This is a genomic window from Thioalkalivibrio sp. XN8, from assembly GCF_011058255.1.
Taxonomy (GTDB): domain Bacteria; phylum Pseudomonadota; class Gammaproteobacteria; order Steroidobacterales; family XN24; genus XN24.
Genome location: NZ_JAALFH010000052.1, coordinates 67,901 through 83,103 on the forward strand (window position 1 = coordinate 67,901; position 15,203 = coordinate 83,103).

Below are 15,203 nucleotides of genomic sequence, written 5' to 3' on the forward strand. Positions count from 1 at the left end.
GCGACATGACCGACCAGAACCCCGCCTTCGGCGTCCACTCGGAGGTCGGCCAGCTCCGCCTCGTGATGGTCTGCGCGCCGGGCCGCGCCCACCTGCGCCTGACCCCGTCGAACAACGACCGGCTGCTGTTCGACGACGTCATCTGGGTCGAGACCGCCAAGCGCGACCACTTCGACTTCATCCAGAAGATGCGCGACCGCGGCGTCGAAGTGATCGAAATGCACAACATGCTCGCCGAGACGGTGGCCGTCCCGGAGGCGAAACAGTGGATCCTCGACAACCAGGTCACGCCCAACGAGGTCGGCGTGAGCCTGATGGCCGAGACCCGTGCCTACCTCGAGTCGCTGGCGGACCGTGAGCTCGCCGAGACGCTGATCGGCGGCCTCTCCACCTACGACGTGCCGGACGACTTTGGCGGCGAGAAGCTCAAGCTGGTGCGCGAGGCGAACTCGGGCGTGGCCGAGTACCTGCTGCCGCCGCTGCCGAACACCCTCTACACCCGCGACACCACCTGCTGGATCTACGGCGGCGTGACGCTGAACCCGCTGTTCTGGCCGGCCCGGCACGAAGAGACCATCCTGGCCACCGCGATCTACAAGTTCCACCCGCGCTTCGCCGGCAAGGTGAAAGTGTGGTGGGGCGACCCGACCCGGCACTGGGGCCTGTCCACCTTCGAGGGCGGCGACATCATGCCCGTCGGCAAGGGCGTCGTGCTGATGGGCATGAGCGAGCGCACCTCGCGCCAGGCCATCGAGCAGGTGTCGCAGGCCCTGTTCGCGCAGGGCGCGGCCGAGCGGGTGATCATCTGCGCCATGCCGAAGCTGCGCGCCGCCATGCACCTGGACACGGTGTTCACCTTCGCGGACCGCGACTGCGTGCTGCAGTACCCGGACATCATGGACCACGTCCAGACCTTCTCCGTGTATCCCGCGGACGGGCCGGGCGGCATCGAGGTGCGCAAGGACCAGGGCCGCTTTGCCGAGGTGGTCGGCCGGGCGCTCGGCGTGAAGAAGATGCGCATCATCGAGACCGGCGGCAACGACTACATGCGCGAGCGCACCCAGTGGGACAGCGGCGCGAACCTGGTGTGCGCCGCGCCCGGCGTGGTGTTCGCCTACGACCGCAACACCTACACCAACACACTGCTGCGCAAGGCCGGCATCGAAGTCATCACCATCGACGGTTCGGAGCTCGGCCGCGGCCGGGGTGGCGGCCATTGCATGACCTGCCCGATCATCCGCGACCCGGTCGATTTCTGATCGATGCGGGCGATACCCGCGCTGGCGATGCTGCTGGTCCTGGCGCTGCCGGGCGCTGCTGCCGCCGACGCGGGGCCGGGCGCCGCATATCTCGAGCGTGGCCTCGCGTACCTCGCGCAGGGCGAGTACGCCCGCGCGGTGCTGGAGTTCGAACAGGTGCTGCAGCTCGAGTACCTCGGGACGGACGCGCGCGAAAGGGCCGAGGCCTACGCTGAGGTCGCCCGGCGCAACCGGCGCGGCGAGCGCCTGGGCTTCTCCAGCTTCGCCCAGGCGGGGCTGGGTTACTACCGCGAGAACACGACCGATAGCACCCGGGCGTCGGGCGCCGACCCGGCCCGCGATCCCTTCGTGCTGGCGCGGCTCAATGGCGGGGCGACGTATCTGCCGGGGAACGACTGGTCACTCGACGGCAGCCTGGACTACCGCTTCCGCTACTACGACGCGGCCGACCGGCGCAACGACAGCGACCTGCGCTGGAACGGCTCGGCCCGGCGCGCGCTGGACGGGGGCAGTGCAGCCGTCGGCGCCCGCGGCCGGACCAGCTACCGGGGCAACGGCCGCTATCGCAACGACTTCGGGGTGTTCGTCAGCCGCAGCTACCTGCTGGACAGCGACCACGGCATTGAGGCCACGGCCGACCTGCGGCGGCGGCAATACCCGTCGAGCCTGGCCGAGCGGAATCGCACGAATGCCGGCCTGGAGGTGAGCTGGACCCGGGCCGAGCGCGACGGTCGCGGGTCGCTCAGCATCAATGCCGGCCTTGGCTACGAGTGGCGCCGCAGCAGCGCACCGGATGGCGACGCGACCATCTACGGCGCCTCGGTGCACTGGGGCAGGGACCTGGGGGATTCGGCCTCGGTGTTCCTCTTCGGCTGGTACGAGCACAACGGCTTCCACGACGACCGGGTGCTGTATGACGAGACCGAGGCCCCGGTGGGCGCGAAGACCCGGGCCGACGACCTGTTCGAGTTCGGCGGCGGGCTGGTCTACCGGCTGGGCGGGGGCTGGACCGTGCGCCCGGAGATCCTGTACATCCGCGACGAGAGCAACACGCTCTGGGGCAACTATTCCTCGACCGAGCTCTGGGTCGCTGTCCGGCGCGTGTTCTAGCCGGCTAGATCCAGCGCGTGTCGCCGGTCACGGCGATCGACAGCCATGCATCTTCGAGCGGCTTGTCGAGCGCGCGCCAGATGCGCTCGCGCAGGGTGTCCTGTTGCGCCACGGTCTGGAGCGCAAAAGCGGGGCCGACCACGATGTCGATCTCGATGAAGTGGCGGCGCCCCCGTTTCACCACCCGAGGCACGTACCGGACGATGTCGTGCTCGCTCGTGATCTCCGCCATGACCGCCTCCACGCGGCGCGTCACCTCGTCGTCGTCCCGCGTCATCAGCAGCACCTCCCGGAGATTGCGCCGCAGCACGCCGAGCGGCACCGGCAGCGCGATCAGCGCGAGCAGGGAAACCATCACCGGGTCCGCGTATTGGGCCCACACGCCATGCCTGGGCTCGCGCAGCAGGGGCAGGGCCGCAAAGGCGACCAGCGTGACCATGCTGAAGCCGAAATCGATGAGCCATTCCCTGGCGTCGTCCCTGATGAACTGGGAATCCACTTTGCGCGCCACCGTCATCTGGTACAGCCACATGCCGAGGCAGATCGCCCCGCTCACCGCGCCGAACAGCATGACCTCGGCCGGGTCGACGGCGCGCCCGCCGGCCCGGATCCCCTCAATGCCATTGATGAAGGCGTAGATGCACACGACCAGCACCATGAACCCGTTGACGCTGAGCACCAGCGGCTCGATGTGGGAATAGCCGAAGGGAAAGCGCCGATCTTCCGGGCGGACCACGAGCCGGGCGGCGAGCAGGCTCAACCCGGCGCCGATGAGGCTGAACAGTGAGAACACCCCGTTCAGGATGACGACCTCGGAGTCGATCCACAGGCCATAGCCGACGCTGCCGACCGCGATGGCGAGCACCGCGCCGATGGACCACTGCAGGGTCCGTTGCTCGAGCCGGTTCGCTGCAGCACGCGATAGCATTGCATTCATCCGAGGGTGATCAGAGCGGCAGCAGCAGCGGCACCAGCAGCACGCTGGCGACGAGCACCACCAGGGCGAAAGGCACGCCGATACGGAGGAAGTCGGCGAAGCGGTAACCGCCGGGGCCGACCACCAGCGTGTTCACGGGGGAGGACACGGGCGTCATGAAGGCGGTGGAGGCCGCGAGCGCCACGATCATGGCGAAGGGCAGGGGCGAGGCCTCGAGATACTTCGCCACCGCGATGGCAACGGGGGCCATGAGGATGGCGGTCGCGGTATTGGAGATGAACATGCCGGTAAAGGCGGTGATGGCGAAGATCGCCGCCAGCACCAGGCGCGGGGACGCCTCGCCCACCACGGCAAGCAGGGCCTCTGCCGCCAGGTCCACGCCGCCGGTGCGCTCGAGCGCCAGCGAGAACGGCATCATGCCCACGATCAGCACCAGGCTCTTCCAGTTGATGGCGCGGTAGGCGCTGTTCATGTCGATGCAGCGGAACGCGCCGAGCAGCAGGCAGCCCAACAGGACCGCGTGCAGGTTGGGCAGCAGTCCGGAGACCATCAGCACGACCACCAGCGCCAGGATGGCCAGCGCCTGCGGCGCCCGGTCGTGGGCCGGCAGCACGTCGTCGAGCTCGGCCGGCAGGTTGAGCGGCACCAGCTCGTGCACGTCGTGCTGGAGGTTGCGGATGTCGCTCCAGAAGCCCGTCAGCAGCAAGGTGTCGCCGACGCGCAGCTTCTCCTCCAGCAGCCCTTCGCCGATCACCCGGTGGCCGCGGCGCAGCCCGATGGCGGTCAGGTCGAGGTCGCGATGGAGCCGCGTCTCCAGCACGGAGCGCCCGACGAAGCTCGACTCGGCCGGCACGATGGCCTCGATCATGCCGAGGTCCTGGGCCCGGTCGGTGAGGTAGAGATGGTTGGGGCAGAGCGGCAGCCGCTCCACGTGATACTCCTCGATCCACTGCTCGATCTGCATCTGCGGCGCGATGATGTCCAGCAGCAGGATGTCGCCCGCCCGAATCCGTGTGGTCGGGGTCGGCCGCAGCAGGCGGCCGGAGGCGCGCTCAATGGCCAGCAGGTTGACGCCGGCGGCCCGCAGGTCGAGCGTCTCCTGGCTGTGGCCGACCACCGGCGAGTCCGGCCTGATCCGCACGCGGACTTCGCGCTCCGCCAGCGCGTAGCGCTCGATCCAGTCGCGAAAGCCCGGCCGGCGCGTCGCCTCCGCGCCATCCGCCTGCACCGCGGGCAGCCAGCGCCGCGCCAGCAGCATGTAGGCGATGCCGAGCACCAGCACCGTGATGCCGATCGGGGTGATGGTGAAGAACTCGAAGCCCGGCTTGCCCTGGCGCAGCAGCTCCCCGTGGACGATCAGGTTCGGGGTGGTGGCGACCAGGGTCATCATGCCGCTGATCAGCGCCGCGACGCTCAGCGGCATCATCAGCCGCGCGGGCGCCGTGCCGGTGCTCTGGCAGATGCGCAGCACCACCGGGATGAAGATGGCGACGATCGCGGTCGAGCTCATGATCGAGCCCACGATGCCGACCGTCGCCATCAGCAGCACCACCAGCCGCACGTCGCTGCCGCCGGAGGCGCGGCTGATCCAGTCGCCGAGGCGGCGCGCGATGCCGGTCCGCACCAGGCCTTCGCCGAGCACGAACAGCAGCGCGATCAGCACGATGTTCGGGTCCGAGAAGCCCGCGACGGCCTCGCCGATGGTGATCACGCCGGTGAAGGGGAGGGCCGCGATCATCAGCAGGGCGACCACGTCCATGCGGGGGCGGTTCAGCATGAACATCGCGACGGCCGATGCCAGCAGGAGCAGGACGACGATCAGTTCCGGGCTCATCAACAGGTACTCGGGTCAGTCGCGCTCGAAAGTGTAAAACAAGTCGCCGGCATGCTCGTCGCCCGAGATGGTCTCGAGCGACAGCCGCTGGTTCACTTGCAGGCGGAGGCGCAGCGTGTTGACCGTGTCGAACAGGCCGATGCCGTAGCCGACGTAGAGCCCGCCGCCGAGGTAGCGGCTCACCACCAGGGAAGTGCCCTCGCTCTCGGCGGCGAGGGCGACGTCGGCGAAGCCGAGCCGCTGGCCGAGGTCCTTGGCGATCAGGTTGCCGCCCGACAGCGCGAGGGAGTTCGCCGCCTGGTTCACGACGCGCTGCTCGCCCGAGCGCAGGTCGGCCAGGCTCCGGCCCAGCGTGAGGTAGGCCAGCGCCTCGGCCTGCGGCATCGGTGGCTCCGAGTACACCGAGATCTCCGGCTGCTGCAGCGTGCCGCGCACCAGCGCGCCCGCCGTGACCTCCTCCAGCCGGCGCACGGCCCGGATCTCGAGCCCGGGGTTGTCGAGCGGCCCCCCGGTGTAGATCAGGCGACCCTGCTCGATCTCCAGCCGCTGGCCGAACGCGCCGAAGGTGCCGTCCACCACGCGCAGTTCGCCGCGGCCCCAGGGCAGCGCGTCCGGCTGGATCACGGTCAGGAGGCTGCCCTCGACCCCGCCCCTGAGGCCGGCGGCGTCGAGCTGGACGTCCGGCCCCACGGTGACGCGGACCCGGCTGGTGACCCGGAGGCCCTGCGACTCGGCCGGCACGTAGGCGCCGACCAGGACTTCGTCGGGACTCGCGGAGACGGTGGTCGCCCCGCCGAGCTCCGTGATGCGGGCGAAGGGAATCGCGACCTCGCCGCTGATCTCGAGCGCCCGGCCGGTGTAGCTGAATTCGAGGTCGGGGCTGGCCGCGACGCGGGCTTCCGCCAGGTTCACCAGCAGCAACTGTTCCCCGGACAGGGTGGCGCGGCCCGCCACGCCCTCGGCCGCCAGGTCGAAGCGGCCCTCGGTCCGGAACAGGCCTGCGCCGGAGCGGCCGGTGATCGTGAAGCCCAGCTCCCGCCCGGCCAGCGTGACCAGCGCCTCGAGCTGGTCGGGCCGCAGCCCGAGCCGCGGCATGTTGACCGAGCCGTCCCGCAGCGCGAGTTCTGCCTCGAGCGACGGGGCACCGAGGGTGCCCCCGATGGTGGCCCGCAGCGTGGTGTCGCCCTTCAGCTCGGCCAGTTCCGGCACCAGGGCCGGCAGCAGGTGAACCTGGCCCAGGGTTGCCTCGATGCGGCCGGCGATGGGCAGGTCCGGCCGGTTCCAGCCCAGCGCCAGGCGCCCGTCCACGTGGTCGGCATCGGCCAGCGCCAGGCTCAGCTCGGCGCGCGCCGCATCCCCGTCGCCGGTGAGCTCCAGCAGGCCGCGCGCCCAGGACAGCAGCGCCTTGTCCTCCTCGTCGGCGAGCCGCAGTTCGCCCGCGGTCAGCTCCACCCGGCCGGCGAGGGCCTGGAACCGCTCGCCGTCCGCCTGGATGTCCACGTCCCCGCTCAGCACCCCGGTCGCGCGCAGGCCGGGGGTGAAGCGCTGGCTGAGCGGCGCCAGGTCCAGCCGCGCCAGCGTCGCGCTGCCGCGCAGCGGGCCGCTGCGGCGCCAGTCGCCCTCCAGGCACAGCAGCCCGAAGCTCCCGTCCATGCAGGCCTCGCCGAGCGACACGACCTCGCTGTCCACCGCCAGGCGCGCCGGCGCCTGCAGCGACCAGGCCGGCTCCCCCGCGGCGCTGAAAACGACGTCGGTCAGCAGCGCGTTCCAGCGGCGGTCGGCGAACGCGCCTTCCAGGGTCAGCAGGAAGGCCTGGTCGAGCCCCGGCCGGTCGAGCTCCAGCCGCGCGCGATGCGCCTGCGCTGACCCCGCCACCGCCAGCTCCAGTGCCTGCACCCGCTGCGACTGCCAGCGCAGGTCCCGGCCGGCGGCCTCGAGCTCGAGCGTCGGCGCCTGCCGCGTGCCGGCGAGCCGGGCTGAGGCGCGCAACGCGCCCGCGGCGTCGGGATGCAGCGTCGCCAGCGCGGGCACGTCGAGCGCCGCCGTCAGCGCCACGGCTGCCGGGTCGAGGCGCCCGCTGGCATTCAGCGAGGCGCCCCCGGCCGAGATGCGCGCCTGGCGCAGCACGTACTGGTCGGCGCCGACGTTCAGGTCGGCCTCGCCCGACAGCGGCACCGAGCGCAGCTCGCCGCGCAGCGCCTGCAAGCGGATGTCCAGGCCGCTCGCCGCGGACGGCAGGCCGCTGAGCCGCACCGACCCGGCCAGCCGGCCGGGCCATTCCGGCCAGAACGTCGCAGGGTCCAGGCCGGAGAAATCGAGCGCCAGGGTCGCCGCGTCGGCCGCGACGGTCCCGCTGCCCCCCAGGCGCATGCCGTCCTCGCGCGTGAGCTCGAGGCTGTCCAGCCGCACGACATCGTCCACCCAGCCGGCCCGGGCCGCGATGCCGGTGGGGCCGGGCAGGTAGCGCGGCAGCTCGACATCGCCGGCGACCGAGCTGTCCTCGAGGTCGCCCTCGACGCGCAGGCGCGCGGCCAGCCCCGCGATCGCCTCGGGCCACAGCTCGCCGCCCGGCGGCAGCGGCTCGACCACCAGGTCGACCGCCCATGACGGCGGTCCCGGCAGTCCGCGCACGATGCCGTCCAGCCGGGCGGCCAGCGGTGCGGAGAGGTCCTGCGACACCGCCAGCTCGGCCAGCGGCCCACGGGCCCGCGTGTGCCCGGCGAGCTCTTCGCCGGCCAGCGGCAGCTGCCAGCGCAGGTCGATATCCCATGCCTCCGCCGGGTCGAGCGAGAGCTGCGCGTTGCCGGCGGCCCGGCCCCGGCTGCTCGCCAGCTCGAGGCCTTGCAGCACGAGCCGGCGCCCGGCGGCCCGGCCGGACACCTCGAGATCCACGTCGGTCACGACCGGCGCGTCGTCGCCGGCGCGCAGCGCGCCGCCAGTGACGGCCAGCCGCTCGACGATGACCTCGAACGGCAACGAGAACGGCGAGCCGGCGCCGGCCGTCGCCGCCGCGCCCGGCGCCGGCTCGCGGAGCTCGATCTCCGGCCGGGCGAGCCGCAGGTCCGTGGCGTGGAACGTTCCCCCGAGCAAGGCGCGTGGCCGCCAGTCCAGCTCCAGGCCGGCCAGCTCCGCGCGGAAGCCCGGCGTGTCGATCTCCAGGCGTCCCAGGCTGACGGGGCCGACCAGGCGACCCTCGATCTCGCCGGGGTCCAGGGTCACCGGCAGCCGCGGCAGCGCCAGCCCCGCCAGGAAACGCAGGCCGCTCGTGGTGCCGCCCAGCCAGCCGACGGCGCCGGCCAGCGCGATGACCAGCAGCAGCAACAGCAGGGCGGCAAGCTTGCGGTACTTCACAGGTCGGGCCTGATGGACAGGTAGAAACGCCAGTCGAGGCTCTCGGTGACCGAGCGCGCGGCGCCGATGCGCACCGTGCCCACGGGCGTGAGGATGTTGACGGCGGCCCCGACGGCGACCTCGACGTCGAGCTCGAAAGTGTCGAGCGCGTTGCCGGCGTCGACGAAGGCGGCGAGCGCCAGGCGGTTCCACACGCGCCGTTCCGCCTCGAGGCTGCCGAAGACCAGGTGGCGGCCGCCGATGACGTTGCCGTTCGCGTCCCGCGGCCCCAGCGTGTTCAGGTCGTAGCCGCGCACGCTCATATCGCCGCCGGCAAAGAAGCGCTGCGAGGCGGGCAGGGCGCCGAAATCGTCCACCAGCCCGATGCCGACGCTGCTGCGCCCGAAGAAGCGCCAGTCCTGGCCCAGCGACCGCACCAGGTTGGCGTCCGCTTCGAAGCGCAGGAAATTCGTGCCCGCGCCGAGCGCCTCGTGCGAGCCGCGCAGGTCGCCGCGCAGGCGGAAGCCGCGCCGGGTGACCAGGACGTCGTCCGCCACGAGCCGCTCCACGCTCACGCCCGGCAGCACCAGCAGGTCCTCCAACTCCGGCTCGCCGGGCACGCGCGTCCGCTCTTCCAGCAGGTCGGTGTAGAGGATGCGCTGCCAGCCGCTGCGCAGCCGCGTCACCTGGGACACGCCGAGCTGCGCGCGCCGGCTTTCCAGGTCGCCGAGATCCTCGTAGGCCAGGCTGCCGCGGAACAGCAGCCGCTCATTGAGCGGGTCGTCGAGCGGGACCAGGTAGCGGGCGGACAGCTCGTTGAAATTCTGCGACACCCGGAGCAGGGCGCTGGCGGAATGGCCCCGGTCATTGAGCCGGCGCCAGTCGATCCCCAGGGTGCCGCGGAAGCCCGTGTCGGTGGCGTAGCCGATGCCGGCGCGAATCCGCTGCCGTCGGGTGGGCGTCGTCTCGATGTTCACCGGCACGGTGAGGGTCGCCGGATCCGGCGTGCCGGCCTCGACCACGACGCTGGCGAAATACAGCGTGTCGGTCATCCGGTACTGCGCCTGCAGCAGGGCGTCGGCGTTGTAGTAGTCGCCCGCCGGGATGTTGACGATGCGGGCCACGAGATCCTCGTTCAGGATGTCCTGCCTGATCGTCACCTCGCCGAAGCGATAGCGCGGGCCGGTGTCGAGATGCAGCACGACCCGCGCCGCGGACTCGGCCACGTCGACCTCGAGCCGGCGGACCTCGAACTGCGCCTCGAAGTAGCCGCGCATCGCGGCCACGCCCTGCAGGCTGTTGCGCAGCCGGTCGTGTTCCTGGTGCCGCAGCCGCCGGCCGACGCGCAGCGGGCTCTGCTCGATGACGCGCAGCAGCTGCTCGTCGCCGCTGCCCGCGCCGCTCAGCCGGACGTCGATCTCGCTCACGATCACGGGGTCGCCGGGATCGATGTCGATGACGGCGAGCCACTGCTCGCCTTCCAGTTGCAGGCGGCTCTCGATGTGCGGACGGTAAAAGCCGAACGGGCGCATCGCCTCGCGCGCCTCGCGCGGCACCCGGCCGTGCAGCCGGCGGACCGCGGCCGCCGACAGGTTCTCCCGGTCGGCCAGCCGCAGCAGCGTCAGGGAGCCGCGGATGTTGTCCTCGATCTCGCGGTCGACGCCGCTGATCTCGACCCGGATCGGGGCGCCGGCGGCGTGCGTCGGCGCCGGCAGGAGGGCGCAGCACGCCAGCAGCAGGACGAGGATGCCTCGTCCTGCTGTCGGCGCGCGACTAGTCACACAACAGGCGAACCCGGCGCTCGGCCCGGTCGAACTCCTCGTCCGTGACGGCGGCGAGCAGCTGCTCCTTGGCGGCGATGCAGGCATTCGCTGCGGCCTCGGCCTGGGCCGGCGCGGCGGCCGCGGCGGTCGCCGCGGCCAGGGCGGCTTCGCAGCGCTCGTCCGCCGCCAGGCGGATGTTGTTGAACTTGCCGCGTTCCACGGAGACGCAGTCGCCCGTGCGCAGCCCGGCCTGCTCGGTCACGATCCGGATGGTGTTGGTCCCACCGATCAGCACCGTGTATTCGAAGCCGGTCGAGGAGCCGGCGGCGGCGCCCACCCGGCCGCCGACCGCCGCGCCGCCGATGCCGCGCAGCGCGCGGTTGCTGCGCGACTGGCCGGAGCCGCTCGCTACGCCCGCGATGCCGCCGAGCAGCGCGCCGGCAGCCTGGGCATCCGGGTTCTGCAGCTCGACCTGGCGCACCGCGGTGATGCGGCCATAGCTGACCGTCGTGCTCTGGGCATGGACTTCGGTGGCCACGAGGGCGCAGGCCAGCGTCGCCACGGCGACCAGGTGAACAGGCTTGAAGTTGAGGTTCATGGGTCTTTTCTCCCGTCAGAGGTAAGGATGATTCAGAGGCTGGGGCCGAGCGGGAAGGTGCGGAACATCCGGTGCACGGCGTCGTCGAGCGCCGGGCCCAGGTCGTTCATCGTCCGCTGCATCAGCCGCTTGCTCGCCACGCCTTCCCAGACCAGCATGTTCAGCCGCCGGTCGATGACGTCCACGTTGAGCTGCCCCTCCGTGAACTGGTCGACCTCGATGCGCGAGTGGCTGGGCCACCGGGGGTGGCCGCGCCACGGGTCGTAGAAGCCGCGGCGGTGGTGCCAGTAGGTCGGGCCCACCCAGGGATCCGGCGTGGACCGGACCCGCAGTTGCTCCGCCACGTGGGCATGGAAGTTCACCAGCAGGTCCGCCTGGGCCGGGTCGGCCACGAACTGCAGGCCGCGGACTTCCAGTTCCCGGCGGGTCGAGAACACCAGCTGCTGCGAGACCAGCGTGTGGAAGCCGGCGCGGTCCGTGCTCAGCGGGGTCGCGAAGCTGAAGGTGCGATAGGCGCCGAAATCGACGCCCGGCGCCGACTCCGTTCTCACGGTCGGGGCCGACGCGCAGCCGGCCAGGACGAGGGCGGCCAGCAGGCCGAGCCATTTCATGGACTTCATCGCGCTACTCCGTGCAAACATACGAGGGTTCCTCCTGCCGGCCGGCAGCCGGCTCAACGCGCGCCGAAGCGGTACAGGGCGCCGAGCGAGACCATGAACACCCGGGTGTCATGGAAATTCACGTCCGAATCGTCCTCGCCCCACAGGACGCTGCCGACCGCCTGCCAGCGACCGCTGGCGGTCGGCAACCGGTAGAACAGCGTCGTGTCGAGGGCGAAGCGATCGGAATCGATCCGGCGCCCGTAGAGGGGATTGGGCTCATCACGGCTGGTGCCGCCGAGGATGACGTTGGTGGCGACGGTGTAGGCGGACGTCAGGTAAACGTAGCTCAGCTGCAGGCGATAACTGTCGCCGGCGATGGCGCCCCCGTCGCGATCGTCGACGGTATAGCGAATGAACGGGCGCAGCAGGTGGTTGCGGCCGGCGCCGAGACGATAGAGGTAGGAGACGTCGATGGAGGCCTGGGTCCCGTCGCGCCGCAGCGCCGCCTGGCAGGCCGCGTCGCACGCGACGCTGACGACGCCCTGGCCGCTGCGCTCGGTGTCGAAAGACAGGTCGCGGAACGTGAGGCCCAGCTGGAAGGCTGAGCCCATGAACCGGCCCCACTGCAGCCGCACGCCAGTGGCGTCGCGATCGGTCTCCTCCCGCCGCACGCCCTCGGCGTAGGGATCTTCCCAGGCCTTGGTCTGGATGCCGCTGGCCAGGGCGGCGACCTCGATCGTGCCTGCGCCGCCCACGTTCGTGCGGACGCCGAACTGGGTCACCGCATCCAGGGTGACCAGGTCCTCGAGAGAGTTGCCGAGGAAGAACTGCCAGCCGCCCGCGGTGGTGTAGCTGAGCTCGCCCGTGGCCAGGGGATGGAAAGTGTCGTCGCTCGACGGCCGCTGGTTGATCGACCCGATGACCGGGTCGCCGACCTCGATGAGGCTGTTGCCGACCACGACATTGCTGCGCACGTCGGTGGATCCGGCGGCCACGACCACGAAGCCGCGCCAGCCCGGCGTGGCGGGCACCGGGTCGACCGCGAGCGCCGGCGCTGAGACGGCGGCCGCGAGCGCAGCTACGAATACCAAGCGGGGACGCACACCGGACATCAGCCGACTCCTAGAAGGACCAGGCGACGCCGGCGCCCGGGCCGTACTGGCTCAGGTCGTAGCGCTGGAAATTGATGCCGCTGCCGGTCTCATAGTCGTACGAGATGTATCGATATCCCAGGTACCAGGAGAAGTTGGGCGTCTGCTGCCGCACCAGCGTCGCCCAGCCGTGCAGCGTGAGGTCCGAGCCGATGCCGAAGCCGCCGATGTCGCCCCGGAGGCTGAGCGACCAGTTGTCGTCGAGCTGCGACGTGTAGTGCAGGCCCACCAGCGGGTCCACCCAGTCCGCGTCGCGGCTGGCGGACACGTTCTGGCCGGCGGCGCCGAGCCGGAGGTCGGCCGACAGGTCGAAGTAGGCGAGCGAGAACAGTCCCTCGAGGCGCGGGCTGAAGCGGCGCCCCACGGTGCCCATCACCGTCAGCTGGTCGGTATTGAGGCGCGCGCCGACGATGCCCTGGGGGCCGGTCCCGCGGTCGCCGAGGCTCATGTAGGTTGCGTCGGCGCTGAACGACCAGGTGCCGTTCTCGAGCCGGTACTGGCCCATCGCGCCGAACTTCAGCGCATCGAACACGTCCGAGATGCTCTTGTCGACCTCGACGGTGACGGGGCCGATCTGCGCCTCGCCGTCGATGCTGACGCCCATCCCGTACAAGTAAATGGTCTGCCGCCACTCGCCGGACGAATCCTGGGCCAGCGCCGGCGCGGCGATCATCAGGGACGCGGCGAGTGCCGCGGCGGTCTTGCTTGCTCTGAACATGGTCCACCCTGGTTGTTGTGCAGCGGGCACCGGGCGGGACGCCGCGGTTCGGCGGTCGATCCCCGCCCATGGCCGGGACCCGGCCAAAGTTGCCTGGATGCCATGAATTTGCCCCAGCGCTGCCGGCCCGTCTAATGTGTTTTTGCTTCGGCTCCGATAGGTTTTTCGCATCGAGATTCAACCGGTACCGCTGCGACCGATGCCGTTGCCGGTGCCAGAATATGAACCCTATGGCTGAGCGACCGCCGGGCAGGTTGGGACAGGGTTGGGCTGGCTTGAGCATCGTCGGGGTGCTGGTCGGCACGCTGTTCTTCGCCGTCTCGCTGTCGCCCTCGCTGCTGCCCCGGCCTTTTGTCGTCCAGGGCATCCTGTCCGGCGCGTCTTTTGCCGTCGGCTACGCGCTGGGGGTCGCCGGCCTGGCGACCTGGAACTTCCTCGGGCTGCCGGTCGCGGCCGGGCGGTCCCGTCGGGTCCTGGTGCTCGGGGCCGGGGCGCTGTGCGCGGTGGTTGCGCTGGCGTTTCTCTGGCAGGCCTCGAACTGGCAGAACTCCCTCCGGGCCCTGATGGGCATGGACCAGGACTGGGGCCTGGAGCCGACGGTCGTCGGTCCGGTTGCGTTGCTGGTGTTTCTCGTGCTGCTGGCGCTGGCGCGGCTGTTCCGGCGCCTGTCCCGTTTCCTCTCGACGCGCCTGAAGGCCTATGTGCCGCGGCGCGTGTCCTACATGGTCGCCGTCGTCGCCTCCGTGGTGGTGTTCTGGTCGCTCATCGACGGGGTGCTGGTGGGTGCGGTGCTGCGGACGGCCGACCGCTCCTTCCAGCAGCTCGATGCGCTGATCGAGGCCGACCTGCCGCTGCCGTCGCGCCCGGAGCAGACGGGCAGCGCCGCGTCCCTGGTCGACTGGTCGACTTTAGGCCGGCAGGGACGGCGGTTCGTGGCCGGCGGGCCCGACGGGGCGGCGCTGAGCGCGTTTTTCGCCGCGGACCTGCCGGCGCCGATCCGCGTCTACGTGGGCCTGAACTCGGCCGACTCTCCGGAGGACCGGGCGCGGCTGGCGCTGGAAGAGCTGATTCGCGCCGGCGGCTTCGAGCGCTCGGTGCTGGTGCTGGCGACGCCCACGGGCACCGGCTGGATCGACCCGGCCGGGCAGGACCCGCTCGAATACCTGCTCCGGGGCGACATCGCCACCGTGGCCGTGCAGTACTCCTACCTGAACAGCCCGCTGGCCCTGCTGACCAAGGGCGCCTACGGTGCGGAAACGGCGCGGGTCGTGTTCCGGGAGATCTACGGCTACTGGCGCGAGCTGCCGCCGGACTCGCGGCCGCGCCTGTTCCTCAGCGGGCTGAGCCTCGGCTCGCTCAACTCGGACCTGTCCTTCGACCTGTTCGACATCATCGACGATCCCTTCGACGGCGTGCTCTGGGTCGGCCCGCCGTTCCGCAACGAGAGCTGGCGGCGGATGGTTCGCGAGCGGGCGCCCGGCTCGCCGGCCTGGCTGCCGGTGTTTCGCGACGGGGCCGTGGTCCGGTTCACGCTCGGGGCGGGTGACGAGCCGCAGGAGGCGATGGCCGACTACGCGCCCTGGGGCGACTTCCGGATCGTCGTGCTGCAGTACCCGAGCGACCCGATCACCTTTTTCGAGCCCAGCGCCGCCTGGCGCGCGCCCGCCTGGATGAAGCCGCCGCGCGGGCCGGGCGTGACGCCCGACCTGCGCTGGTTCCCGGTCGTCACCATGTTGCAGCTGGGCGCCGACATGATGGTCGGCACCGCGCCCCCCGGCTTCGGCCACGAGTACGCGCCCCGCGACTACCTAAGCGCCTGGCGGGCGCTGATTGCGCCCGCCGGCTGGACCCCGGCCGAGCTCGAGCGGCTGGAGCGGCTGTTCGAGTGACGCGGCGCGCGG

General features: G+C 71.2%; 11 protein-coding genes. 3 read left to right on the plus strand and 8 right to left on the minus strand.

Going from position 1 to position 15,203, the window contains the following annotated elements:
- Positions 1-5: 5 nt before the first annotated feature.
- Both arcA and G6N75_RS06455 read left to right on the plus strand, forming a co-directional pair.
- On the plus strand, positions 6-1,259 hold the full coding sequence (arcA, locus tag G6N75_RS06450) for an arginine deiminase (RefSeq protein WP_165347533.1): 1,254 nt from the start codon (positions 6-8) through the stop codon (positions 1,257-1,259).
- Between the two features lie 3 nt (positions 1,260-1,262).
- Positions 1,263-2,369 (plus strand): hypothetical protein, encoded by a 1,107-nt coding sequence (locus G6N75_RS06455; protein ID WP_165347534.1) that lies wholly within the window; start codon positions 1,263-1,265, stop codon positions 2,367-2,369.
- 4 nt (positions 2,370-2,373) lie between these two features.
- Here the strand turns inward: G6N75_RS06455 and G6N75_RS06460 are convergent, their stop codons facing one another.
- The 8 genes from G6N75_RS06460 to G6N75_RS06495 are packed head-to-tail and all read right to left on the minus strand — an operon-like array spanning position 2,374 to position 13,302.
- A complete protein-coding gene (locus tag G6N75_RS06460) occupies positions 2,374-3,297 on the minus strand; it encodes a cation diffusion facilitator family transporter (RefSeq protein WP_165347535.1) in 924 nt (307 codons plus the stop codon).
- 19 nt (positions 3,298-3,316) lie between these two features.
- On the minus strand, positions 3,317-5,140 hold the full coding sequence (locus G6N75_RS06465) for an SLC13 family permease (RefSeq protein WP_165347536.1): 1,824 nt from the start codon (positions 5,138-5,140) through the stop codon (positions 3,317-3,319).
- 15 nt (positions 5,141-5,155) lie between these two features.
- On the minus strand, positions 5,156-8,491 hold the full coding sequence (locus tag G6N75_RS15545; RefSeq protein ID WP_165347537.1) for a translocation/assembly module TamB domain-containing protein: 3,336 nt from the start codon (positions 8,489-8,491) through the stop codon (positions 5,156-5,158).
- The gene (locus G6N75_RS06475; protein ID WP_165347538.1) at positions 8,488-10,251 is read right to left on the minus strand and encodes an autotransporter assembly complex family protein; all 1,764 of its coding nucleotides are present in this window, start codon (positions 10,249-10,251) and stop codon (positions 8,488-8,490) included. The genes G6N75_RS15545 and G6N75_RS06475 overlap by 4 nt, the downstream gene beginning before the upstream one ends.
- Entirely contained in the window at positions 10,244-10,831 is a 588-nt protein-coding gene (locus G6N75_RS06480) for a hypothetical protein (RefSeq protein WP_165347539.1), read from the minus strand. The genes G6N75_RS06475 and G6N75_RS06480 overlap by 8 nt, the downstream gene beginning before the upstream one ends.
- Before the next feature lie 32 nt (positions 10,832-10,863).
- Entirely contained in the window at positions 10,864-11,451 is a 588-nt protein-coding gene (locus tag G6N75_RS06485) for a DUF4136 domain-containing protein (protein WP_165347540.1), read from the minus strand.
- 53 nt (positions 11,452-11,504) lie between these two features.
- Positions 11,505-12,545 carry a DUF2860 family protein gene (locus G6N75_RS06490; RefSeq protein WP_165347541.1) on the minus strand — a complete coding sequence of 347 codons (1,041 nt, stop codon included), beginning with the start codon at positions 12,543-12,545 and terminating at the stop codon, positions 11,505-11,507.
- A gap of 10 nt (positions 12,546-12,555) precedes the next feature.
- Positions 12,556-13,302, minus strand: coding sequence for a hypothetical protein (locus G6N75_RS06495; protein ID WP_165347542.1), 747 nt, complete (start codon positions 13,300-13,302; stop codon positions 12,556-12,558).
- Positions 13,303-13,577: 275 nt separating this feature from the next.
- Between G6N75_RS06495 and G6N75_RS06500 the strand changes: the two genes are divergently transcribed.
- Entirely contained in the window at positions 13,578-15,191 is a 1,614-nt protein-coding gene (locus tag G6N75_RS06500; protein WP_346765501.1) for an alpha/beta-hydrolase family protein, read from the plus strand.
- Positions 15,192-15,203 lie beyond the last annotated feature (12 nt).